The organism is Streptococcus sp. NLN76 (assembly GCF_015686645.1).
GTDB lineage: Bacteria > Bacillota > Bacilli > Lactobacillales > Streptococcaceae > Streptococcus.
This window is the reverse complement of the sequence record NZ_JADPMS010000014.1, coordinates 1-21,803: the sequence shown is the minus strand read 5'-3', so window position 1 is coordinate 21,803 and position 21,803 is coordinate 1. Positions and strand designations below refer to the sequence as shown.

Genomic DNA, 21,803 nt, shown 5'->3' with positions numbered 1-21,803 from the left:
TAATAGGCTTATGTAGCATTACCTGGGTTTGTTTTTTTGAAAAATTAATCAGCTAGCGCCTCGACATCATGAATGATATTGTGAATTACCTCAATATCATCAGAAGTGAAAATAAACATGTCATTTCCTTGAAGAGCTGCAAATGCTTCAGGCATACGAACATTCGCTTTCAAATTGGCAGCATAACGCTCTAGCAGTTCTTCTTTGGATACTTGATAGTTCTTTTCATCTCGACGTGTAGCCGCCAGTGCATGGTTTAGTGGGCCATCTGCCTCTGGAAAACCATGTCCTGCAACGAGACTAGCATAATCACGGAACAGATCACGTGAATAACCAAAGTTATAAACATCCATGGCAAAGGCCCCAGCTGGACGGTTATTGTATTCAATGGCAATATAGTCATCGCCGTTACGGAAGAACTCGATGTGGAAGAAGCGCTCTTTCATACCAAATGCTTTGACCGCTGCTTCTCCGTACTGACGGAGTAATGGATCTACTTCCATTTGTGTGTAATAAGCAATTCCTTTTTGGTGGATCAGGATATTCAAAGGTGTATCGGTATAATCAAAAGAAGTTGACCAGACAATCTCACCATTGGCATCCACTAAACCATCAAAGGTACAAATCTCAGTGCTTGTTACAAATGGTTCCAAGAAATATGCAACAGATTGATCCCAGTTTTCTAGGAATTCACGCACAGATCTTGGTTCTTCCAATTTATAAGTAGCTGCTGCCCCTACGCCATTATCTGGTTTAGCAATCAATGGAAGACTTAAGCGTTCAACTGCTTCTTCTACTTCGGCTTCATTTGTCACGACGCGTCCTGGAGTAACTGGAACATCAGCAGAACGGAAGATTTCTTTCATTTTTGATTTATACTTGGTTTTCTCAATATCTTCATTTTTAGGTCCGAAGACATTGAATTGTGTGCGAAGTTCTGCATCAAGCTCCAACCAGTATTCATTTTGGGATTCAATGCGGTCGATTGGTCCATGTTTATAGAAAAGAAAGGCCACCGCACGTTTAACTTCATCCAAGTCTTCCAAATCACTGACCCGGAAATATTCTGTCAAAGCTCCCTGAAGGTCTGATCCAAGTTGATCGTAAGGCTCCTGACCAATACCAAGCACATTGACCCCCTGCTTAGCCAACTCAAGGGAGAATTTTTGAAAGTTTTGTGGGTAATAAGGCGAAATAACGATATAGTTCATAATCCCTCTCCTTTTATAAATCAAGTGCTTCTAAGAAATAGGGCATCTGAATCCGCCACCAATCCCAATCATGAGCTACATCATAGCCCCAAACATCAAACCAAGCGGGAATTTGTTTCTCTTCAAAGGCAGATTTCAAGCTGTAGAAGGATGGCAATCCATCTTGTTCCCAAGCCCCCAGACCAGTGCAGACAATGATGTCAGCAGAACGGTAATGATCTAGGAACCATGGGTCATTTTGATTCCAGATATAATCGCTTGGAGAATTTTGGTAAATTTCTTTGTCGTCTCCATATTCGCCGACAAAGAAACGAGCGTCATAGACACCACTCAAGGCAATGACTTTTTGGAAAACGTCTGGATGCTGCAAGAAGAAGTTAAGCGCGTGATAAGCCCCCATGGAACAGCCAGAAGTCATCAATGGCCCTTCCCAATTTGCCAAGTATTTAATAAAAGGTACTGCTTCTTGAATGATATAACGTTCATAAGCTAGGTGCGCTAAGGCACGATCGTGACCAGGTTTCCAATTGGCTTCCCAACTTTCATTATCAATACTTGAGACAGTAAAGAATTGTACTTTTCCCTCATCAATAAAACGTTGGGAGGCATTGATCATTCCAAAATCATAGAATTCATTGTGACTTCCACCGGAAGAGGGGAAAACCATAACTGGAATCCCAGCATGTCCATAGCGGTTCATGTGCATATCACGCCCTAATTCATGACTCCAATGTACAAGATTTTCGATATTCATAATCTTCTCCTTTTACTAATCATGCCAAAAACGGCTTAAGAATCGGAAACAATCTCCTAATTGCTCAGCCCAAGCAATTTCATTGTGCTCAGCATCCGTCTGAATCACAAATTCCAGATTGTCTACATCATGCCCCATTCGAATCAGATCCTTAAAGTATCGAATGGAAGAGCTAACGTAGGCTTGCTTAATATTGCCTCCAATTAAACTCTTATCCGTCTCGTCATCTTCTTGGGTTCCGACATAGATGTAAATCTGTTGAGGCGCCTCCATTGGCATCCGTTCAATATAACGGTTGAAGGCCTCTTGATGGAGGAAATTGGCTGAGGAGAAAACTCCTAGACAACCAATTCGATCTTGATAGGCTAACCCCATAAACTGGGTAATATTTCCACCAAGGGAACTACCAATCATGGCAGTGTACTCTCTCTGAGGCTTGGTACGGTAATGTTCGTCAATAAAAGGTTTCACAACCTCCATGACAAACTCAGCGTACTCAATACCTTTCCCACCAAAGCTAATCCCTGGAATAATGCCTCCTTGGAACTTCCAAGCAGAGTATTCATTCATGCGGTTTTCTCCATCGTTGTCAATAGCAACCACAATCATTCGATCAATATCTGGGTTTCGTTTAATCGTTGGAATAACCTTCCAAGAATAGCCACTAAACGCCTCTTTACTATAGAGGACATTTTGCCCATCATGAAAGTAAACAACTGGATAGGAGCGCTCCACGTCTTGCTCATAGTTCTTTGGAAGGAGAACTCGAATGCGGCGCCCCTCACCTGAATAAGGGACCTCTAATTCATGCGTATGCATGTCCAAATAAAAATAAGAATGATTCATTGTCTGAAAACTCTCTATATTCAAAATTTAAATCAGTATACCACAAAAGCCTAGGACTGTACATATATTTTTGAAGGTTTTCAATAAATTTTCCTATCGCATACAAAAAAACCGAGACTAGGTCTCGGAGTCCTTACTTTTCAAGGAAAGGAATTAAATCATTCAAGGCACGTTCTGCAATTTTTTCATAACGTTCCTTCTTATCACGAATTCGTGGTCCGTCCAGTTCCTTGATAATCCCAAAGTTAACATTCATCGGTTGGAAATGCTTGCTGTCGGTTGAAGTAATATAGTGTGGCAAACTGCCAATGGCTGTCGTTTGTGGGAAAAGAACTTCTTCTTCGCCCCTGAAGAGGGCAACAGCATTGATTCCGGCTACTAAGCCAGATGCGGCTGACTCTACATAGCCTTCAACACCAGTCATTTGCCCAGCGAAAAAGAGATTGGGCTGTTTTTTCGAACGGTAGGTTGGGCTGAGGAGATTAGGAGAATCCATGTAAGAATTGCGATGCATAACCCCATAGCGGACAAATTCTGCATTCTCCAATCCAGGAATCATTTGGAAAACCCGTTTTTGTTCCCCCCATTTGAGGTGGGTCTGGAAACCTACGATATTGTACAGACTGCCCGCAGCATTGTCTTGGCGAAGTTGCACTACTGCATAAGGGGTCTTAAATTCACCATCACGCGGACCTTCGTAATCATCTGGATATTCCAGTCCAACAGGTTTCATCGGACCGTAAAGCATGGTTTTAATTCCCCTTTTAGCCATGACTTCAATGGGCATACAGCCTTCAAAATATTTTTCTTTTTCAAAAGAATTTAAAGGAGCTTCTTCTGCATGAACCAAGGCATCGTGGAAGGCCATGAATTCTTCTTTGGTCATAGGGGCATTGAGATAGGCTGCTTCTCCTTTGTCGTAGCGAGATTTTAGGTAAACCTTGCTGTGGTCGATGGTGTTGACATCAACAATGGGAGCGGCCGCATCATAGAAGTAAAAGCCAGTGCCACCATTCAGCGCATGAATTTTCTCTGCTAAGGCATCGCTAGTGAGGGGACCTGTCGCAACAATCGTAATCTCATCTTCTGGCAATTCTTGAATCTCTTCACGAATGACTTCAATGAGTGGATGATTGGACAGTTCCTCTGTCACAGCTTGGGAGAAACCTTCCCGGTCAACGGCTAAGGCTCCACCAGCTGGAACGCGGGTGGATTCCGCTGCTTTTAAGATAATGGAATCCAATCGACGCATTTCTTCTTTGAGAAGTCCTACCGCATTGGTTAGGGCATCTCCTCTTAGGGAGTTGGAACAAACCAACTCCGCAAACTGGTCTGTTTTATGTTGGGGTGTCTTTTTAGGTCCCCGCATTTCATAAAGCCGAACAGGGATGCCACGCTTGGCAATCTGATAGGCTGCTTCACTGCCGGCAAGACCGGCTCCTATAACATTGATATGGGTAGTTTTATACATTATTTAACCTTTGCTTCTTCGTAGTCCCCGTTCACACAAACAACCTGCTTGCCTCCACCACGGACTTTCTTTTCAACGAGAGTTCCCTGACATTTTGGACAGGTCCGACCTACTGGTTTGTCCCAACTAGTAAATTCACAGTCTGGATAACGATCACAGCCATAGAAAGTGCGATTTTTCTTGCTCTTACGCTCAATGACCTGTCCTTTCTGACATTCAGGACAAGTGACCCCAATTTCTTTGACGATAGCTTTGGTGTTGCGACAATCTGGAAAATTGCTGCAGGCGTAGAATTTTCCATAACGACCTAGCTTGATAACCATGGGGTTGCCGCAGACATCACAATCAAAACCAGCCGGCTCATCCTTGATTTGGATTTTTTCCATTTCTTCTTCAGCTTTCCCAATTTCCTTCTTGAAGGGTTGGTAGAACTGGTCTATGACTTTTTGCCACTCTTCTTGGCCAATCTCAACGTCATCTAAGCGTTTTTCTAAGTCGGCTGTAAAGTGGACGTCCACAATATCTGGGAAGAATTCCACAATGAGTCTGTTGACGATTTCTCCCAATTCTGTTGGTTCAAAACGTTTGGCAACGAGTTTAACATAGTAGCGTTTTTGAATCGTTTCGATTGTGGGTGCATAGGTCGATGGGCGTCCGACTCCATTTTCTTCTAGTGTTTTAATCAGAGTTGCTTCTGAATAGCGGGCTGGTGGTTGGGTAAAGTGTTGTTCAGGCTTGCTGGAAATACGTTTAACCTTATCTCCAACTTCCATTTCTGGCAACATTTTATTGCGGTCGGTATCGTTGTAGATAGCTAGATAACCATCAAATTTAACTTGACTTCCACTAGCTGTGAAACGAACGCCAGCTTGTTCCAAATTGACCTTCATGGTATCAAAAACAGCGGCTGTCATTTGACTAGCGACAAAGCGATTCCAGATCAAAGTGTAGAGTTTAAGTTGATCTTTATCTAAGTATTTGCCGATGGACTCAGGTGTCAAATGAACATTGGAAGGACGAATGGCTTCATGGGCATCCTGAGCCGAGCTAGCATTTCGCACCTTACTTCCATGCTTGGAGTAGTTAGCTCCAAAGCGCTCTGTGATAAAGTTAGCGGCTTCGTTGGTCGCAACCGGGCTAATCCGTGTAGAATCCGTACGCATATAGGTAATAAGCCCCTGGACCCCACCGGATATTTTAATCCCCTCGTACAATTGCTGAGCCACTGACATGGTTTTTCGTGTACGGAAATTCAGTTTATTCGCTGCATCTTGCTGAAGGGATGAGGTTGTGTAAGGAAGAGGTGCATTTCTGCGACGTTCTTTCTTTTCAACCTTGGTTACATCAAATTCATCAGATTTGAGTAGACCTAAGACCTCTTGAACATCTTCGTTGGTTTTCAGTTCTTTCTTTTTCCCATTGATTCCATAAAAGGAAGCTTGGAACTGTCTGTTGCCCTTTTTAAAAACTGAGTCAAGCGTCCAATATTCTTCTGGGATAAAAGCATTGATTTCAGCTTCTCGGTCGATAATCAATTTTAGGGCAACAGACTGGACGCGACCTGCTGATAAACCTTTTTTAACTTTTTTCCAAAGGATTGGTGAGATAGAATACCCTACAATACGGTCTAGAACTCGTCGTGCTTGCTGGGCATCGACCAAGTCCATATTGATTTTCCGTGGCTCTTTAAAGGCACTCTTAACCGCATCCTTGGTAATTTCATTAAAGACAACGCGATTGCTATCCTCAAGATTTAAGTCCAGGATATGGGCGAGATGCCAAGAAATGGCTTCTCCTTCGCGATCCGGGTCACTTGCTAGGAAAACATTTTTAGCTTTTTTGGCTTCTTTTTTAAGGTCGTTAATGAGTGGCCCTTTTCCGCGAATGTTGATGTATTCAGGTTCATAGTTGTTTTCAAAATCGACGGACATCGACGATTTTTTGAGGTCTCGAATATGCCCGACACTCGCCATCACCTTGTAGTTTCGACCAAGGTATTTTTCAATCGTTTTGGCCTTGGCGGGCGATTCGACAATGACTAGATTTTTCTTTGGAGTGGTTTTTTTCCTTGTTTTTGTAACCAAGCTCTTCACCTTTCAATTCATACTTAACTAACTTCTAAATCGGAATACTCGAAAAATTTCAAAAAGATGACTAGGAAAGCCGATGATGGTAGAACTTAAGGTTCACCGAAGAGGCTTGACAACGTCAGATTTTGAAATTTAATGAGTATCAATTTAAACTGGGACAAGTTTACTCTATTTTCATACCCCTGTCAACAATTAGGTTTTTCTATAGGAGAACTTTAAGTTATGTTTAAATCACTAAGAATGTCTAAACCACATGAGACGTAGTGTGCGCCTTCTTTCAATAGCTGGTGACAGCCTTCATGACTTTCTAATAAAATGGAGCCTGGAATGGCATAGATTTCACGTCCTGCTTCAAGAGCGCGGTCTGCTGTTATCAGGCTTCCAGATCGAACTTTGGCTTCTGCTACCAAGACAGCGGTAGCTAAGCCAGCGATGATGCGATTCCGATTGGGAAAATGATAGGGTTTGGCAGTTTCTTTAGAGCCATACTCGCTAATCAGAAGTTGGTGACGGCCCATGTATTCTTGAAGTCGTTTGTTTTCTGGTGGGTAAGCATGACCCAAGCCTGTTCCTAGAACGCCTATAGTTGGTGTCCCTTCTCTGAGAGCCGCTTTATGGGCTGCTGTATCAATTCCCCTGGCCAGGCCACTAATTATCGCTAATTTCCCTTTGAGTTCTTGGATAATTTTGTTGACAGTTTGGAGCCCGTACGGGCTAGCCATTCGGCTCCCAACAACCGCTAAAGCTGGTAATTGTAGAAGCTCTAAATTTCCTTGATAGAAGAGAATAAGTGGAGGATCATAGATTTCTTTTAGAGGAGCTGGGTAGGCAGGGTCGGACATTCCGATAGAAGGGCAAGAGTGAAATTCTTCCTGTATGGACCCGTGGTCCCATTTTTGGGCCCTCTGCAAGCGGTCAAAGGGTTCTTTGCAACCTGAGATTACAAGCCGATTGCGGAGCACTTCTTCTTCTCCTTTTTCCGCCTCATAATCCATAATCCTTCGAATCTGAGCATTGCTTAAGCCGAGTTTCCGTAAATAAAATATGTCAAATGTCTTCATTATTTCTCACCTCATCTGCTTATTCGCAAATGCGGCAAAAAAATTAAAAATCTTTGACGGGAGCAAAGGTCTTTCGATGAATGGGGCTTGGCCCTAATTGCCGAAGACCGGCTAGGTGACTCGGTGTTCCATAACCGACATTGTTGGCAAAATCATAACCAGGAAACTCCTGATCATAGGCCTCCATCAGGCGATCGCGCTCTACCTTGGCGATGATGCTGGCTGCAGCAATCGATTGGCTTCTCGCATCTCCCTTGATTAAACTAGTTTGCTCGACGGCTAGATCCAATTTCATGGCATCAATCAATAGATGATTGGGAACTAGTCCAAGGTTTTGAATGGCTTCCTTCATGGCTATCTTTGTCGCTTGATAAATATTGACCTGATCGATGATTTCGGCTTCAACACACCCAATCCCAATCGCCACTGCCTCTTCTTTGATCGTATCGTACATTTCTAGTAATTTCTTTTTGGATAATTTTTTAGAATCGTTGATTCCCCGAATCCGGCTGGTCTGTGGCAAAATGACTGCCGCAGCCAAGACTGGCCCCGCTAAAGGACCACGACCAACCTCATCTACTCCGGCTATCCATTCAACTCCCCGAGAGTACAAGTCCTTCTCTAAGCTCATTAGAGCTTCCAAGCGCTCCTGTTCCACTCGTTCTGCTTCCAACTGCTTTCTTCTTTGTTGAAGAAGTTTTTGAACCCCTTGTCGGGAGTCTTCTTGTAAATCCAGGAAAAGAGGGTGGTCCAAGCGGTCCACCCCGAGTAATAATGTTTGAATTTCTTTAATCGTCGCCATCTAAGTCACCCACTCGATCTAGGGTATAACGGCCTAGTTTGCCGTCGCGAATTTCTTTGACAAAAAGTTGATAAAAGCGGTCATAATCATCTCTAAACCCTAAGAGACTGGTCCCATCCATAATGTATTCTGGAGTCTCCAAGCTTAAATCAAGTTTTGGAAAACGTCCCTGCAAACGTTCGGGATAATAGGTCTTAAAGTAATCAAGTCCGAAAATTGTTACTTCGTCCATAGAAAGTAATTGATCTTTGATCGCACCCGTCAAGGCTAGTTTTAAGGCTACAGTCTCATCTTCAAACTTAGGCCAAAGGATTCCAGGTGTATCTAAAATTTCCAAGTCCTTGTTGGTCCGCAACCACTGTTGGCCCTTGGTAACACCTGGTTTATTGCCTGTCACCGCTATTTTTTTACCCGCTAAACGATTCATTAAGGTCGATTTCCCTGCATTTGGAATACCGATAATCATGGTCCGAAGGGTTTGTGTGCGAATTCCGCGTTCTTCTTGTCGCTTTAATTTAGCAGCCATGAGAGATTTTGCTGCCTCGGTAACTTTTTTGACACTGGAAGCCTCTTTGGAATTAAGAGCCAGCACCGTTTTTCCTTGCTTCTCAAAATAAGACCGCCATTCCTGTGTAATCTGTGGGTCTGCTAGGTCTGCCTTATTAAGAATCAATAATTGTGGCTTATCCCCCACAATTTTTGTCAACATAGGATTTTGACTGGATAGCGGCAAACGTGCATCTACCAAAACCGTGACAAAATCCACAAACTTTAAACTTTCTTGTACCTGGCGTCGTGCCTTAGACATGTGCCCTGGGAACCATTGAATTGTTGCCATGTGATTGCCTTTCTGATTACTTTCATTCTGCGGAATTCGACTCCTCATCTGTGATATTAGTCCAAATTCCTTTATCATTACATGAAAATTAGCATACACTAATCCTTGCCTTTCTTCAACCCTATAATAGCCAGGTTACCATTCTTGTGGATCGATTTGATTCATAACCTCCAAGAATTACTCGATGCTGGAGTCAGTGGAAAGAAGCTTGTAGATAGAAGCTGATGATCAGTACCAGTGTATAACAGATTTGGCTATATCAACTGAAAAGGGATTGTAGATTGGAATACGCTCTCACTAGAGTCTACCCCTTGCTACCTTCCTCAGGTCTCATCACTACCTCAGGATAGCCGTTTCAAGGTAAATAGCAACTTTTGAGAAAACGACACAAAATGTATATCATCTGTAGTAAAATTTCATTTGAAAGGAGGTATATCTAATGGCAAACGTACCGACTCAAATTCGAATTGATGAATCTGTAAAAACTCAGGCAACCTCATTGTTTAGCGATTTAGGCTTAGATATGTCTAGCGCTGTCAATATTTTTTACGTCAATGTCTTTTGCGTGGGGGTCTTCCTTTTACTGTTGAGATTCCAAATTATTCACAGAGTACAATTCAAGCAATGGAAGAAGCGAAGCTCATTTCTCGGGATCAATCTGTTGCTTCATATGATAATTTAACTGATTTAAAAAAAGCCTTGGAGTCTTAAATGTATCATCTGAAATTTACATCTGCTTTAAAAAAAAGTTATAAACGTATGAAAAAACGTGGAGTAGACTTGAATCTACTAGATGAAGTTATTGAGCAACTTCGATTGGGACATTCTTTAGACGAAAAATACCGAGATCATGAACTAAAAGGATCTTATGCTGGTTTCAGAGAGTGCCATATAAAACCCGATTGGATTTTGATTTATCTTATTGAGGACGATGTCTTAACTCTAACTTTATCTGATACAGGCAGTCATGCGGACTTATTCAATATGGAGCTTTTTGATGAGCAAGAGGTAAATGAAAGTTTATAGGCAGATGAATACGTTTACGTAAAAAAATTTGATATCTCGAAAATCAAAGGTATAATTTTAAAGGAAAAAGAAGCGTGGAATCTCATAGTTATTATGAATTCTACGCTTCTTTTTATACGGTTATTGGGAATTCTGGCTATTATTCACGAATACTTGCAAATCTCCAATTTCCTTATCCCCGTAAGCGAGGTAACGAATATTGATAAGGTTTTTTGGTCCGATATTGTCTGAAGTCGATCCATTTCCGATAGCTCCACAGCCTGGCATCATGGATGGTAGGAATCCAGTTGTTGCTCCTACTGCTCCCAAAGCTGATCCCACGTTGACCAACACACGAGAGACGGGACTGTGTAGGAAGAAGTTTTCGACAACTTGGTCGTCTTCTGTGTGAAGTGAGAGGGTGTGACCCAGTCCTTTGAGTTCGAGGACCTTGCGACTTAGCACTAGGCCTTCTTCCCAATCCTTAACAGTATAGAAAGCTAGAACTGGGCAGAGTTTTTCAGTGGAATATGGGTAGTCGCGACCGACCTGAGTTTCTTCGTGAATAATGACCCTGACATTTTCGGGGATGTCTACCCCAGCAATTTTTCCGAGGGTTTGCGCATCTTTTCCGACCATAGCCGGATTCATAAGACCGTTTCCTTGGATCATCAACTTGCCAAACTTGTCTGCGTCTTCTCCAGTGATGAAGTAGGAACCTTGTTTTATAAACGCTTCTTTTACAGCTTCAGCGATAGCCTCATCCACGATTACAGATTGCTCTGAAGCACAGATGACACCATTATCGAAGGTTTAGAACCAATAATCCGCTCAACTGTTAAAGGAATATTGGCTGTTTTCTCAATGTAACAAGGTACATTACCAGGTCCCACCCCAATGGCTGGTGTTCCAGAGGAATAAGCTGACTTAACCATGGCTTTTCCACCGGTTGCCAGAATCATCTTAGTGTCTCGATCGTCCATCAATTCTTGTGTAGCTTCCAGAGAAGCATATTCTAAGTAGTTGACTGCATTTTCTGGTGCTCCAAACTTTTTCAAAGCTTGGCGAATCACATCCACAGTCGCTTGAATACACTGAGCTGCACTTGGATGTGGTGAAAAAATGATAGAATTCGCTGTTTTCAAGGCAATCATTGCCTTGAAAATAACGGTGGAAGTTGGGTTGGTAGATGGAATCAAGGCTGCAATGACACCGACTGGCACTGCTGCTTCCATGACTTTCTTTTTCTCATCTCGACGAAGAATTCCAGTCTCCAAGTCCTAAACTCCCATTGAAGCTAAGGTATTCTTGGCAACCTTATCCTGCCACTTTCCGTAGCCGGTTTCTTCGTTGGTCATTTTAGCCAATTCTTCGCGCTTGGCATAAGTTGCCTCTGCGACTGATTTTACCAGGTCGTCGATTTGTTCTTACGACCATGTACCCAGGATTTCCTGTGCTTCTTTTGCTCCGCGAATTTGATTGCGGACTTCTTGTTTGACCACTAAGTCTTTATCGGTGAGGTGCATAGCGACAGCTCCTTTCATCTAGAATGTAAGCTCTTGCAATGCTCTAGAACCTCAAGCCTACATCTTCTTGTAGACCCATTAACCGTTTCTTATAGAATACTATTTCTGGAACTGCTTCACAAATCTTATGTGAAATTTTAACAAACTTTTTTTGTTTTTTACATAAACATATCCTTGTTATTTTTATTTCAAAAAAATTAAAGTATAATGGGGCTATGAATATCAAGGAAGAGATTAAAGCGCTAGCCCAGGAAATAGGGATTTCGAAAATTGGATTTACTACAGCAGATGACTTCAACTATTTAGAAAAATCGTTGCGATTAGCCCAAGAAGAGGACCGGTCATCAGGATTTGAACACAAGATTCTTGAGGAACGATTGGATCCAAAACTCAGTTTAAAGTCTGCCAAAACCATCATTTCTATCGCACTAGCCTATCCCCATAAATTACCACATCCAGTTGAAAAGTCTGAGTTTAAACGAGGTAAGTTTACTCCTTCTTCCTGGGGACGGGACTACCACTTCCTCCTGCAGGAAAAAATGGAGGCCTTAGCCCAAGCTATTCGTCAATTGGATACTGATCTAGAATACAAGACCATGGTCGATACAGGAGCTCTTGTCGACACCGCTGTCGCTCAACGGGCTGGATTAGGCTTTATCGGAAAAAATGGCCTTCTCATTACTGAAGAATACGGATCCTATGTTTTCTTGGGTGAGCTAATCACCAATCTAGAAATTGAACCAGACCAGCCCGTTCCCAATGGCTGTGGGGATTGTACCCGCTGCCTGACCTCTTGCCCGACGTCTTGTCTCATTGGGGATGGCAGTATGAATGCCAAACGCTGCCTCTCTTTCCAAACCCAAGACAAAGGAATGATGGATTTAGAATTCCGTAAAAAAATCAAATCTGTGATTTATGGTTGTGACATCTGTCAAATTTCTTGTCCTTATAACAAGGGGATCTTGAATCAGACGCACACGGATATCGATCCTGAACTGGCTCATCCCCAACTCCTCCCATTTTTGGAGTTGAGTAATGGACAGTTTAAAGAAAAGTTCGGTCAGGTAGCCGGCTCTTGGCGTGGAAAGAATATTCTTCAAAGAAATGCGATTATTGCTCTGGCCAATAGCCGTGATCGCTCTGCCATTCCCAAACTACTTGAAATCATTGATAAATCTCAAAATAAAATCCACGTTGCTACTGCCATCTGGGCGCTAGGACAAATCGTTCCTAAACCGAATTCAGAAATGATTGCTTTTATTGAAAGCTTACAAGGATTGGATGAGGACGGTCAGTTAGAACAAACCAGACTTCTAGAAAAATGGCAAGCCAATCCTGTTTAGTTTGATACTTGATAACGAAAATAAAACTGCAGCCAGCCTGATACGTCACAGAATCTCCCGCTTGGCTGCAGTTTTGATTTGGAACAAAATGGACTTATGTTGTTTTCTCAGAATTCTTTCGTTGGTCCATCCCTTGATAGTCATAAATCCGAACCTTGGGATTTTCTTTTGGGCTGCGGATCTTAAAATAAAAATAATGGTCTGCCCCATCTCGACTCTTGGTTTTATGGAGTCGGAAATAATTGGTTTGCTTCAAAGCCATTGTCAGCAAAATATCATCAACTAAAAAGGTCAAAGGATCCACTCCCTTGTAATAACGGTGAAAATCTTCCTCAAAAGTTAGGTAAGAATCTGAGAAATAGTCTAATTGTAATAGATCATCATAGATTGCCTTCCGATTCATCCAATACCTCCACAAGACTTAATTCTAAAATATCGTCTATTTGGACTCTACGATACCCTTCACTGGTTCTCAAGGTCACAGTTTCAGTTCCCAGTTCACTGACCACTCCTTGATAGGATGTTCTTTGCCCTCTCTGTTTACTAACAATAGCACCTTGTGCTTGATGCTGGTAGAGTTGGCCTAAACGAATTAAAATATCCAATCTAGACAAGGAAGAAGACAAATCCACTTGTTTTCTGTCCTCTTCTAAAGAGGTCACGTGCTCTGATAAGAAAAAGCCCATCCATTTTTGCATACCCGAATCTCGGTAATCACGCGCTGTTTGATAGGGAAGATAGTTGCGGTCAATCATGTTAAACCATCCAATCCACCAGCAGAGTGTCCCCCAACTAGCTTACTACGAGCCAAAGAACGAGAAGCCTCCGTCAAGGCCGTCGCTTTCTGCAGACTAGCAAAACCAAACTCTTGCCGAATCTGATCAACAGCTGACTGCAGGCGTTCTTTTTTCAGTATTTCTTCTGGGTCTTCAAACAGATTCAGTAGGGTCAATTCCTCACTAACAAAAGATTCATAGGAAACAGCAATTCTTCTGACAGAACCACCGGTATGCTTTTTACGAAACAGTTGCAGGACATATTGCTGCAGCATTTCAGTCTGGTTAACGGGCTCCACCTGCATCTGACTTCGGAAAGACTTTTTCTCATCGAAGCCGGAGTACCCAATGTAGATTGAAATCTTGGTTGTCTTCTTCTTCCGCTTTCGTAGTCGAATGGCGACTTGTTCTGCCATCTCTTTTAGAACAAGTTCAATCTCTTCCTGCCGGTCATAATCTCTGGGGAGAACTTGGGAATTCCCTAGCCCCTTAGATTTTGGCTTATAGGGACGTTGAACCTTACTTTCATCAATCCCGTGGGCATGAAACCACAATTGAACCCCGTAAACACCCAATTCCTTCTTCAATTGATCTGGATTAGCTGCAGCCAACTGACGGATAGAGTAAATACCAAGGTGCTGCAGCCGTCTGGACATCGCTTCCCCTATCCCCCAAAAATCGGTTAATTTAGGAATAGACCAGACCTTGTGTACCACATCTTCATAAGACCAGTTAGCTCGCATTGTTGCCGTTTTTTTGGCCTCATTATCTAGTGCTAACTTTGCTAAAAGAGGATTGGCGTTGGAAAGACCTACAGCTGAGTAAACACCTGTCTTACGATAGATATCCCGCTGGATTCGAGCACTCACCATCTCTAATTTCTTTTTGCGACTGAGACTCGGGTTTGGAATAAAGTAATTCAGGGAAGCGCTTAGGTCTAAAAAGCCCTCGTCTATCGAGTAGGGTAGAATATCTTCTAAACCTGCATATTGCTGAAATACCTGTTGAATTTCCATATTTTTTTCAATATAAAGATCCATTCGAGGTGGGACAATCAAACTGTTTCGCGCCCACTCTTCAACAAAGGCCACATAGGCAGAATCTGTAGGTAACCCCTGCCTGCGAGCTACTCCATAGGAAAAACGCCGAGTTCGGATATCAAAGGGTAAATCACGCGCCCGTCCCACATTAGACTTACCAAACACCTGTTTAAAGAGCGGGGAAGAAGCCAAAATCAAACCATTGGAATTGTCAGTTAGACTCATGACACATAGGGAAGTCTTGAGCGGGTGCAATCCCCGCATAGCGCATTCCACACTCGCATAAAAAGACTTCATATCAACGAAAGCGATATCACTACGAGGCTCCCGGCTATAATCAAAGAGCTCTATTGACTGATTCTCTTCCACATACTACACCTCCTCCACAGGTCGGAAATGTCCAATAACTTTGCCGACAATCCGAAAATCATCCTCAGGACCAGCGAACATATCTGCATAATCGGAATTAAAGGACACAATACGATAACCTTCCGGTTCACGGTATACCCGCTTGATATAAGCACGTCCATTCAAGGAAATGGCATAAACAGCTCCGTCATAGTCAAATCCGTCATCATCAAATAAGGCCACCTCCCCATCAAAGTATTTAGGCTCCATGGAGTCCCCTTGAATAAAGGAAGCAAAATCATAAGAATACTCCTGATCTGTATAAACGGTCTGGAAGGATTGCTCATCGTAATAGGCCTCCCCAAAACCAGCTGATAACGGCACCTGATCTAGCACCTGAACCGCAAACAATGGCACCACCTTGGACTTGGTTTCTGCTACTACTTGAGCTTCCAGTAAGTTCTCAACATAGTCCTCGGCCTTCAGTTTATTGCCAGCGTTTAGTTGTAAATACGGATGAACAATGGCATATTCCGATTCAAAATAGGTCGCTTCCACCTCAAAAAGTGCAGCTAATTTTTCCAAATTCGCTTGGTTTGGTTTGGCCCGTCCCAACTCCCAACTAGCATAAGAAGCTCGGTTAATTCCTAGAACCAGTGCAACATCCGCTTGTGTCTTCGCTTGCTTCTCGCGCAAGTCTCTTAATCGTTGACCAGAAAACATAAAAACCTCCTGTGTGTTTTATTAAACACATTATACATAAAAAAGAGATGGATGTCTATCCATTATACTCTTTTAGTTTATCTTTTATTACTGTGTTAGCTCGTCTTGCCGTACTTCAGTACTGTCTACGACTCGCTGCCTTGTACTAAAAGCAAACTAAAAGACTATATCTAAAAAATAGAAACCATTCAAACCCCAAAAAGCTTCTTTGAAAGAATATTCCAAAGAAGCTTTTTCAAAATACATTAGTCTAAAATCTGACTAGAGATTCGTAGACTCATTCCAATTGACATAACAGTTCAAAACCTGATGTTTCTCCTCTTCATTCAATCCTTGGATATCATCAATTAAAATATGAGTTGCCTTACTTCCCTCTTCAAAAGCTGGTTGAACAATTGTAGAGACCGTTGGTGATGCCAGATTACTCCATTCGGTATTGTCAAATCCAAGTAAACCAACGTGAGGCATATCACAACCAAGATTCTTCATCGTTGTATAAACCAAAGGGAGTGCCCAGCAATTAGGAGCAAAAATTAAGGTCGGTTTTTCTGCATCAATTTCTTGCTTTAAAAAAGTCTCCAATTCACCCACATCTGTTTGAACGTCTGAAATGATTAACTCACTGTAACTTTTATGGACATTTGTTAAAGCATCAATAAAACCAGAAGTTCGTTCAATCCGTGTACTGAGTCGACTTGGATCTGCAGTTATCAATATAAATTTTTCATAGCCTTTTTTGATACAACTTTGAATAGTGTCGTATACAGCGTCATAGTTATTGGTTTTTACCCAATTGCTGTTGTACTCATAGAGCTGACTATCAAAAAAAACAATCTTTTTATTTTTCTCGTTGATAATACGAGAGTATTTCCGGAAATTGGAGGTCGGCTGAATCACAAAACCGTCTACACCAAGCTGCAACATGCTTTCAATATAGCGATCTTCACTAGTCGGACTATAATCACTATTCCCGATGATGACTTGATAGCCTTTGTCATTAGCTGCTTCTTCGATCCCCTTTAGAATCTGATTGGAAAAACTATTGGTAATATCTCCAATAAGAACGCCGATGAGTTTCGTTTGCTTAGAAGTCAGTCCACGCGCAATAATACTTGGTTTATAATCTGTCTCTTGAATGGCTTGTTGAATCCGAACTCGTGTAGTTTCTGACATTTTGTCATATTTTCCATTTAGATAAAAAGAAACCGTAGTTTTTGAAGTATTTGCTAATTTAGCTACGTCATTAATCGTCACTTTTTTTGACATCCCCTAACCCTCCCCTTACGCTATGGATATTGAGATTATCTCCTAAAAAGAAAGCGGTTAACACCTTGTTGTACAAGGCTCTTTTCTATTTCACTTTAAGCATACCACAAGTAAAATCAGAAGGCAAACTGTTTACTTAACTAATGACGCAAGCGTCGCATTTCCTTGGTTTTCCGATTATAAACAATGCATTTCCCCCGAAGTTTGACACCATCAACCACCAGTAGTTTTTCACCCCGATAAATGTCTCTGTCCTGAAAAAGGATGATATAGTCTTCATCTTCAGTTCGCTTACATGAAAAAGCCTTAGCATGAGGAAAAAGTTCCTGATTTGATCTGAAAACAGGAACTTTTTTCACCGTGAATCCCTGCTCCGCTATTACGGTGACTGTCGCTAAGTGATCCTGAAAAGATTCCTGTCTAACAATTTTACGGGTTGCTTCCAATTGATTGTACCGAGGAGAATAGAGACTATCCTTTAACACAAAATTTTGCTCGCTATAAATCTGCAAATCCCCTATTTTATTTTCTAAAAAATTCAAATCCGGACTTAGAACAAATTGTGTCCTCAAGGTATGTTCACCGGAACAATCTAGAATATCAAACAAGAAAATAAGGTCGGCTCCAACGCTCAATACTTGTCGCTCATGCCAAAAAGGTTGACCATTCGCAAGTTTGGCTTGATAAACACCTTGAAGCAAATGGCAATCTTCTCGATTTTTGGAAGTGTGACTAATCAGATACGGATAAGAGTGATAACTCCAAGAGTTTTCAATTTGTTCAGAGGGAACATCATCCAATAAGCAGACATTGTGGGCTAGGCTGCTTTTCAAAAAATAACGTTCGCGGCACTCTCGATAAGTATAACGACCAGGATCAATGAAAATCGGTTTACTACGATGATACAGACAGAGTTGATTTTGATCGGAGTGGCTATGACCACTTCCCATAGGACCAGCTTTGAAAAAAATCAAAGACTCCCCTTCACGAATAAGACTATGTCCGGATTCGTAGAAATGGTTGCCTCCTTGAGGTAGCTTAACCGGAATCAAACGTTGAAAAGTGTGTAACCCCTCCTCTCCAACCAGGAAGAGAATCTTTAAATCGAGCCGTCGAATATTCGGGATGTCTAGGAGATAGTTTGCATCCTCTAGAACAATAGCTGCAAATTGAAGAACGTCATGAAGTGCGTGAATATCACTATCGCCTACAGCTATATTATGCCCATCAGGCCCTGTCATCCATAGCACATAGTTCCCCATTTTTCTCAAGGTATCGGACAACAGCACTGCATATTTAGGGATTCGATCAGCTAATTCTAACAAGAGCTGAAGCACTTCAACATGATAGAGAAAAGATTGCTCAAACTGGGTACCATCTTCAAGAATCTGTGTTTGAACTTGTGTCAAAATTTCTGCATCAGCAAATTGCCTTTCGGATTCTAACGTCACCTCATTTCCGAATACATAATCTACCAATAAGATGGCAACCGTTTGAAAAATACCCCAATTACTTAAAGTATCTTTGGGTCTATAGTTGTACTTCAGGAAGGTTAGCTGATTTTTAAGAGATTGCAACAGGTTATAATACTCTTCGTCATCAATTACTGCATTGTCTCTTAACAAAGGAATGACTCTACTCCAACTGATGCAACGAATGGCAGTATCCATTGTCCGACAACGTAAATCTTTGGGACTAAATTCTTGAACTTGAGCAATCCAAGATTCCATGAAATCCTTTATTTTTTCAAGATAGGAAGAATCTCCAGAAAGTTGAAATGCAAGGCCTAGTTTCCACAAATATTCTTGGCGATTTAACATAAACAGCCATTCCTCATCACCATGACAATCCATATCCCATCTCAAAGGAGATAGTCTATAGGGAATTAAACAGGGTTCCATATCCCAATTATCATCAAACACAAAAATGTTTTCTAGCAATAGCTTCGCAGACTTTAACACAGACTTAAGAGCTGGTTGCTGTTCTCGTTCTAATATCTCTAGGACTGATTGACTATACATACTCTGCTCCTTTTCTTCCTTTCAAGGAAAATAGAGAAAGAGGCTAGGAAAACCTATACCTCTCTTTCTAGATTTGTTTCAAAATCAAACCTAATCATAGCCCTCCCTAACTCCCCTGTTCCTCTCGAGATTCTAAATCCGGTTCCAAGATACAGTAATCTTTGAGGTTGCAATAAACTGACACTCTGTATGATTCAAAATCTGAACACTGTTCAACATCTTTGGTGAACCTTATTGACTGCGTACCTTGTACGCTAGATTGTAAACATTCAACAGGTCTTCCTGATCCGTTGAACAACCTTCATCATTAGACTTCCTGCAAAACAGTGACGGAACTTGAGATTCATCGGAGTTATCACTTGAAAAAAGACTGAGCCACAAGATATTTCAGTGTGGTTATGCGCTAATTCCTGCTGTGAAATTGGATCAACTACATTAGGTCCGTAGGAAGTCTATTAATATTTGCAAGCAAAGCTTGCATTCTTTAAATATAAATCTTAATTCAATTCCTGAATTAAGGTTCGAGTTAGATGTTAAACAACTTTGAGTATTCTGGTTTCGAGATTGCATTGGTATGAGTTAGGACAAGGAGATGGTGGCAAGACCTTCTTACTTAATGCAATCAGCAATTTATCTGGAGAGTTCGAACTATGAGAAGGGATAAGATTAGGCAAGGATTCCAAGCCAACTTCCAATAATTCCAATAATAACAGTTAAGATAACCAATTTATAGGTAGTCCATTTTTTACTTTTAATGAGGTAGTAAACGAATAGAGTAAACAAAGCGGGTAGTAAGGCTGGTGCAATTTTATCCAACATTCCTTGGATAGACACAATACTTTGTTGTGCTTCTTCTTGGACTTCTCCTGCTGCAAAAGTAATCGGCACTTGAATTTTGACAAATGTTACTGCTAGGCCAGAAATAACAGTGACACCAATGATGTTCGCTATATTCGAAATCGTTGCCATTTGCTCACTCATTTTGTCAATGACACTTGTTCCGAATTTATAACCATAAAGACCTGTCAATAATTTAATACTGGTTAGAATGATATTCATCCCAAGGAAAAACAAGATTGGACCTAGGACCAACCCTTGACCTGCCAAGGAGGCAGCAATGGTGGATAGCAAAGGCGCTAAGACAAATTGGGATAGGGAATCACCGATTCCAGCTAAGGGGCCCATCAAGGCCATTTTAATGCCTCGAGTTTCATCTTCGGGGCGATTATTTTCCAGCATTACCAAGTGAAGACTGGTGATAAAAGGTAAGAAGTGTGGGTTGGTATTGTAAAATTCACAGTTCTTTTCCAAAGCTTTATAAAGAGCTTTTTCGTCATTTCCAAAATGTTTTTTAAAGGCTGGATATAGTACATTGGCATAGCCAATCCCCTGATAATTGTTATAGTTAAAACCATTCTGAAGGAAAAAGGCTCTTAAGGATGTTGTGATATAGTCTTTTTTACTTAGTTTAGATCCAGTCATCTTGGACCTCCTCCTGTTTAACTACGGGCTGTTCTGACTTGTTGAAAAATTCTTTCAAGGCAAAAATACTTCCGACGATGGCGATCCCAATAACAGGCAATTCTAAATAAGCAGCGCAAACATAGCCTAGAAGAACAAATGGGATCAATTCTTTCTTGGCCATAACGGATAGAATCATGGCAAAGCCAATGGCTGGAAGCATTTTACCGGCTACACTAAGTCCATTCAACAATACTGGTGGGATAAGCTCCACAAGACTTAGCAGAGTATCCATTGAATAGGCTCCTAAAAATCCTAAGGCAAATCCAACAACAGCAAAGGTAATGATGGTACGATTTGCAACACCTCTAAACTTAGAGATATTCCCTGCCCGTAAGTGTTTCACAGCGGATTCTGGAGAACCAGCATGAATGGTATAGGCTGACGTCTGTAAAAATTGAATCCCGACCGCAATCGGAGTCGATAGAGCTAAAGCTGCTTCTGGAGTGACTTTGCCTGCGCTAGTAACCGCCATTAGAGTTCCGAAGATACCAGGTCCAATTGGATTTGGAGGTACAGTTCCACCTGCTCCTACTCCAAATCCCATATAGGCCAATTCACTAATGGCTCCCATGGTTAAGGCCGTAGGAAGATCCCCCAAAATGATACCAACTCCAAATGAGAGAACGATGCTTCGGTTTGTGTAAATACCAAGCAACAAACCGCTAAAACAAAAGGCTGTCCAAAGACCGATAAGGACGGCCTGTATGATACTAATTGTCATAATTACTCTCCTTCAAATTGTTGAAATGAGTTTAGCCACAGAAAATCAAATGTAGTCCAAGACATTAACCTGAGCAGCACCATCATTACCAGATGGAGTTGTTTTGGTATTGAATTGAACATGATAAACCTCGCTCAATTCCTTGACAGCAGCTTTATCTTCAGGTCCAAAGAAGATGGAACGTGTCACCTGAGTTTTTCCCTCAGAATTATGGATATTCCCGATATTTAACTCTTGAATAGGAACCCCTCCTCGTAATATAAGTTTAGAGGGTTATTAAAACCCAGTTTGAACAATGATTGTATAAATACTTGACTATTGCAATGTTTCCCAGAACAATAGAGTTATGGAAAGGACTCATGGTTGTTTCTTATCCTCCTTGTTGCTCAGTCTTCATTACAAAGTCTGTTACCCAGCCCTTCATTTTACCTCCAACC

At 41.6% G+C, this 21,803-nt stretch carries 20 protein-coding genes and 2 pseudogenes; 3 read left to right on the top strand and 19 right to left on the bottom strand.

Translation table 11 applies throughout. The annotated features are described in order from the left end of the window. Positions 1 to 44: 44 nt before the first annotated feature. From I1A59_RS04000 to ylqF, 8 genes are all read right to left on the bottom strand, one after another. A complete protein-coding gene (locus I1A59_RS04000) occupies positions 45 to 1,211 on the bottom strand; it encodes a carbamoyl phosphate synthase large subunit (protein ID WP_196091524.1) in 1,167 nt (388 codons plus the stop codon). Between the two features lie 13 nt (positions 1,212 to 1,224). After that, positions 1,225 to 1,965 carry an alpha/beta hydrolase-fold protein gene (locus tag I1A59_RS03995; RefSeq protein WP_196091523.1) on the bottom strand — a complete coding sequence of 247 codons (741 nt, stop codon included), beginning with the start codon at positions 1,963 to 1,965 and terminating at the stop codon, positions 1,225 to 1,227. Positions 1,966 to 1,980: 15 nt separating this feature from the next. Further along, a complete protein-coding gene (locus tag I1A59_RS03990) occupies positions 1,981 to 2,811 on the bottom strand; it encodes an alpha/beta hydrolase-fold protein (protein ID WP_196091522.1) in 831 nt (276 codons plus the stop codon). 133 nt (positions 2,812 to 2,944) lie between these two features. Continuing rightward, a complete protein-coding gene (trmFO, locus tag I1A59_RS03985; RefSeq protein WP_196091521.1) occupies positions 2,945 to 4,282 on the bottom strand; it encodes a methylenetetrahydrofolate--tRNA-(uracil(54)-C(5))-methyltransferase (FADH(2)-oxidizing) TrmFO in 1,338 nt (445 codons plus the stop codon). Beyond that, positions 4,282 to 6,375: a type I DNA topoisomerase gene (gene topA / locus I1A59_RS03980; protein WP_196091520.1), complete on the bottom strand. Its 2,094-nt coding sequence runs from the start codon at positions 6,373 to 6,375 to the stop codon at positions 4,282 to 4,284. The genes trmFO and topA overlap by 1 nt, the downstream gene beginning before the upstream one ends. Before the next feature lie 212 nt (positions 6,376 to 6,587). Continuing rightward, positions 6,588 to 7,433: a DNA-processing protein DprA gene (dprA, locus tag I1A59_RS03975; RefSeq protein ID WP_196091519.1), complete on the bottom strand. Its 846-nt coding sequence runs from the start codon at positions 7,431 to 7,433 to the stop codon at positions 6,588 to 6,590. A 43-nt stretch (positions 7,434 to 7,476) separates the two neighbouring features. Further along, positions 7,477 to 8,235 (bottom strand): ribonuclease HII, encoded by a 759-nt coding sequence (locus I1A59_RS03970; RefSeq protein WP_196091518.1) that lies wholly within the window; start codon positions 8,233 to 8,235, stop codon positions 7,477 to 7,479. After that, on the bottom strand, positions 8,222 to 9,073 hold the full coding sequence (ylqF, locus tag I1A59_RS03965) for a ribosome biogenesis GTPase YlqF (RefSeq protein ID WP_196091517.1): 852 nt from the start codon (positions 9,071 to 9,073) through the stop codon (positions 8,222 to 8,224). The genes I1A59_RS03970 and ylqF overlap by 14 nt, the downstream gene beginning before the upstream one ends. 439 nt (positions 9,074 to 9,512) lie before the next feature. Between ylqF and I1A59_RS03960 the strand changes: the two are divergent. Both I1A59_RS03960 and I1A59_RS03955 read left to right on the top strand, forming a co-directional pair. Next, positions 9,513 to 9,784 (top strand): annotated as a pseudogene (locus tag I1A59_RS03960) (type II toxin-antitoxin system RelB/DinJ family antitoxin). Continuing rightward, the gene (locus tag I1A59_RS03955; RefSeq protein WP_196091516.1) at positions 9,785 to 10,099 is read left to right on the top strand and encodes a type II toxin-antitoxin system YafQ family toxin; all 315 of its coding nucleotides are present in this window, start codon (positions 9,785 to 9,787) and stop codon (positions 10,097 to 10,099) included. Between the two features lie 120 nt (positions 10,100 to 10,219). On the opposite strand, the gene I1A59_RS03950 is transcribed toward I1A59_RS03955, so the two are convergent. Beyond that, on the bottom strand, positions 10,220 to 10,846 hold the full coding sequence (locus tag I1A59_RS03950; protein ID WP_196091515.1) for a hypothetical protein: 627 nt from the start codon (positions 10,844 to 10,846) through the stop codon (positions 10,220 to 10,222). A 2-nt stretch (positions 10,847 to 10,848) separates the two neighbouring features. Beyond that, positions 10,849 to 11,355, bottom strand: a complete 507-nt coding sequence (locus tag I1A59_RS03945) for an aldehyde dehydrogenase family protein (RefSeq protein WP_196091514.1) — start codon at positions 11,353 to 11,355, stop codon at positions 10,849 to 10,851. A gap of 464 nt (positions 11,356 to 11,819) precedes the next feature. On the opposite strand from I1A59_RS03945, the gene queG reads away from it, so the two are divergent. Beyond that, positions 11,820 to 12,947, top strand: coding sequence for a tRNA epoxyqueuosine(34) reductase QueG (gene queG, locus I1A59_RS03940; protein WP_196091513.1), 1,128 nt, complete (start codon positions 11,820 to 11,822; stop codon positions 12,945 to 12,947). 94 nt (positions 12,948 to 13,041) lie between these two features. Here queG and I1A59_RS03935 read toward each other — a convergent pair whose 3' ends face one another. The 9 genes and pseudogenes from I1A59_RS03935 to I1A59_RS03895 form a co-directional block, all read right to left on the bottom strand. Further along, positions 13,042 to 13,350, bottom strand: coding sequence for a DUF5960 family protein (locus tag I1A59_RS03935; protein ID WP_196091512.1), 309 nt, complete (start codon positions 13,348 to 13,350; stop codon positions 13,042 to 13,044). Next, positions 13,328 to 13,702 (bottom strand): hypothetical protein, encoded by a 375-nt coding sequence (locus I1A59_RS03930; protein WP_196091511.1) that lies wholly within the window; start codon positions 13,700 to 13,702, stop codon positions 13,328 to 13,330. The genes I1A59_RS03935 and I1A59_RS03930 overlap by 23 nt, the downstream gene beginning before the upstream one ends. Further along, a complete protein-coding gene (locus I1A59_RS03925; protein ID WP_196091542.1) occupies positions 13,699 to 15,114 on the bottom strand; it encodes a Y-family DNA polymerase in 1,416 nt (471 codons plus the stop codon). Before I1A59_RS03925 ends, I1A59_RS03930 begins: the two co-directional genes overlap by 4 nt. A 21-nt stretch (positions 15,115 to 15,135) precedes the next feature. After that, positions 15,136 to 15,834: an XRE family transcriptional regulator gene (locus I1A59_RS03920; protein WP_196091510.1), complete on the bottom strand. Its 699-nt coding sequence runs from the start codon at positions 15,832 to 15,834 to the stop codon at positions 15,136 to 15,138. 261 nt (positions 15,835 to 16,095) lie between these two features. Then, complete coding sequence (locus tag I1A59_RS03915) at positions 16,096 to 17,100, bottom strand: LacI family DNA-binding transcriptional regulator (RefSeq protein ID WP_196091509.1); 1,005 nt, start codon at positions 17,098 to 17,100, stop codon at positions 16,096 to 16,098. A gap of 140 nt (positions 17,101 to 17,240) precedes the next feature. Next, positions 17,241 to 19,121, bottom strand: a complete 1,881-nt coding sequence (locus I1A59_RS03910) for a heparinase II/III family protein (protein WP_196091508.1) — start codon at positions 19,119 to 19,121, stop codon at positions 17,241 to 17,243. Positions 19,122 to 19,787: 666 nt separating this feature from the next. After that, complete coding sequence (locus I1A59_RS03905) at positions 19,788 to 20,603, bottom strand: PTS system mannose/fructose/sorbose family transporter subunit IID (protein WP_196091507.1); 816 nt, start codon at positions 20,601 to 20,603, stop codon at positions 19,788 to 19,790. Next, positions 20,590 to 21,366 carry a PTS mannose/fructose/sorbose/N-acetylgalactosamine transporter subunit IIC gene (locus tag I1A59_RS03900; RefSeq protein WP_196091506.1) on the bottom strand — a complete coding sequence of 259 codons (777 nt, stop codon included), beginning with the start codon at positions 21,364 to 21,366 and terminating at the stop codon, positions 20,590 to 20,592. The genes I1A59_RS03905 and I1A59_RS03900 overlap by 14 nt, the downstream gene beginning before the upstream one ends. 45 nt (positions 21,367 to 21,411) lie before the next feature. Then, positions 21,412 to 21,627, bottom strand: a pseudogene (locus tag I1A59_RS03895) (PTS sugar transporter subunit IIB); the annotation flags it as partial. Positions 21,628 to 21,803: the final 176 nt, after the last annotated feature.

What these genes read in the sequence shown, in the direction of transcription:
- I1A59_RS04000 (WP_196091524.1), bottom strand. Translation starts at nt 1,211, where the DNA reads ATGAACTATATCGTTATTTCGCCTTATTACCCACAAAACTTTCAAAAA.
- I1A59_RS03995 (WP_196091523.1), bottom strand. Translation starts at nt 1,965, where the DNA reads ATGAATATCGAAAATCTTGTACATTGGAGTCATGAATTAGGGCGTGAT.
- I1A59_RS03990 (WP_196091522.1), bottom strand. Translation starts at nt 2,811, where the DNA reads ATGAATCATTCTTATTTTTATTTGGACATGCATACGCATGAATTAGAG.
- trmFO (WP_196091521.1), bottom strand. Translation starts at nt 4,282, where the DNA reads ATGTATAAAACTACCCATATCAATGTTATAGGAGCCGGTCTTGCCGGC.
- dprA (WP_196091519.1), bottom strand. Translation starts at nt 7,433, where the DNA reads ATGAAGACATTTGACATATTTTATTTACGGAAACTCGGCTTAAGCAAT.
- I1A59_RS03970 (WP_196091518.1), bottom strand. Translation starts at nt 8,235, where the DNA reads ATGGCGACGATTAAAGAAATTCAAACATTATTACTCGGGGTGGACCGC.
- ylqF (WP_196091517.1), bottom strand. Translation starts at nt 9,073, where the DNA reads ATGGCAACAATTCAATGGTTCCCAGGGCACATGTCTAAGGCACGACGC.
- I1A59_RS03955 (WP_196091516.1), top strand. Translation starts at nt 9,785, where the DNA reads ATGTATCATCTGAAATTTACATCTGCTTTAAAAAAAAGTTATAAACGT.
- queG (WP_196091513.1), top strand. Translation starts at nt 11,820, where the DNA reads ATGAATATCAAGGAAGAGATTAAAGCGCTAGCCCAGGAAATAGGGATT.
- I1A59_RS03935 (WP_196091512.1), bottom strand. Translation starts at nt 13,350, where the DNA reads ATGAATCGGAAGGCAATCTATGATGATCTATTACAATTAGACTATTTC.
- I1A59_RS03930 (WP_196091511.1), bottom strand. Translation starts at nt 13,702, where the DNA reads ATGATTGACCGCAACTATCTTCCCTATCAAACAGCGCGTGATTACCGA.
- I1A59_RS03920 (WP_196091510.1), bottom strand. Translation starts at nt 15,834, where the DNA reads ATGTTTTCTGGTCAACGATTAAGAGACTTGCGCGAGAAGCAAGCGAAG.
- I1A59_RS03915 (WP_196091509.1), bottom strand. Translation starts at nt 17,100, where the DNA reads ATGTCAAAAAAAGTGACGATTAATGACGTAGCTAAATTAGCAAATACT.
- I1A59_RS03910 (WP_196091508.1), bottom strand. Translation starts at nt 19,121, where the DNA reads ATGTATAGTCAATCAGTCCTAGAGATATTAGAACGAGAACAGCAACCA.
- I1A59_RS03905 (WP_196091507.1), bottom strand. Translation starts at nt 20,603, where the DNA reads ATGACTGGATCTAAACTAAGTAAAAAAGACTATATCACAACATCCTTA.
- I1A59_RS03900 (WP_196091506.1), bottom strand. Translation starts at nt 21,366, where the DNA reads ATGACAATTAGTATCATACAGGCCGTCCTTATCGGTCTTTGGACAGCC.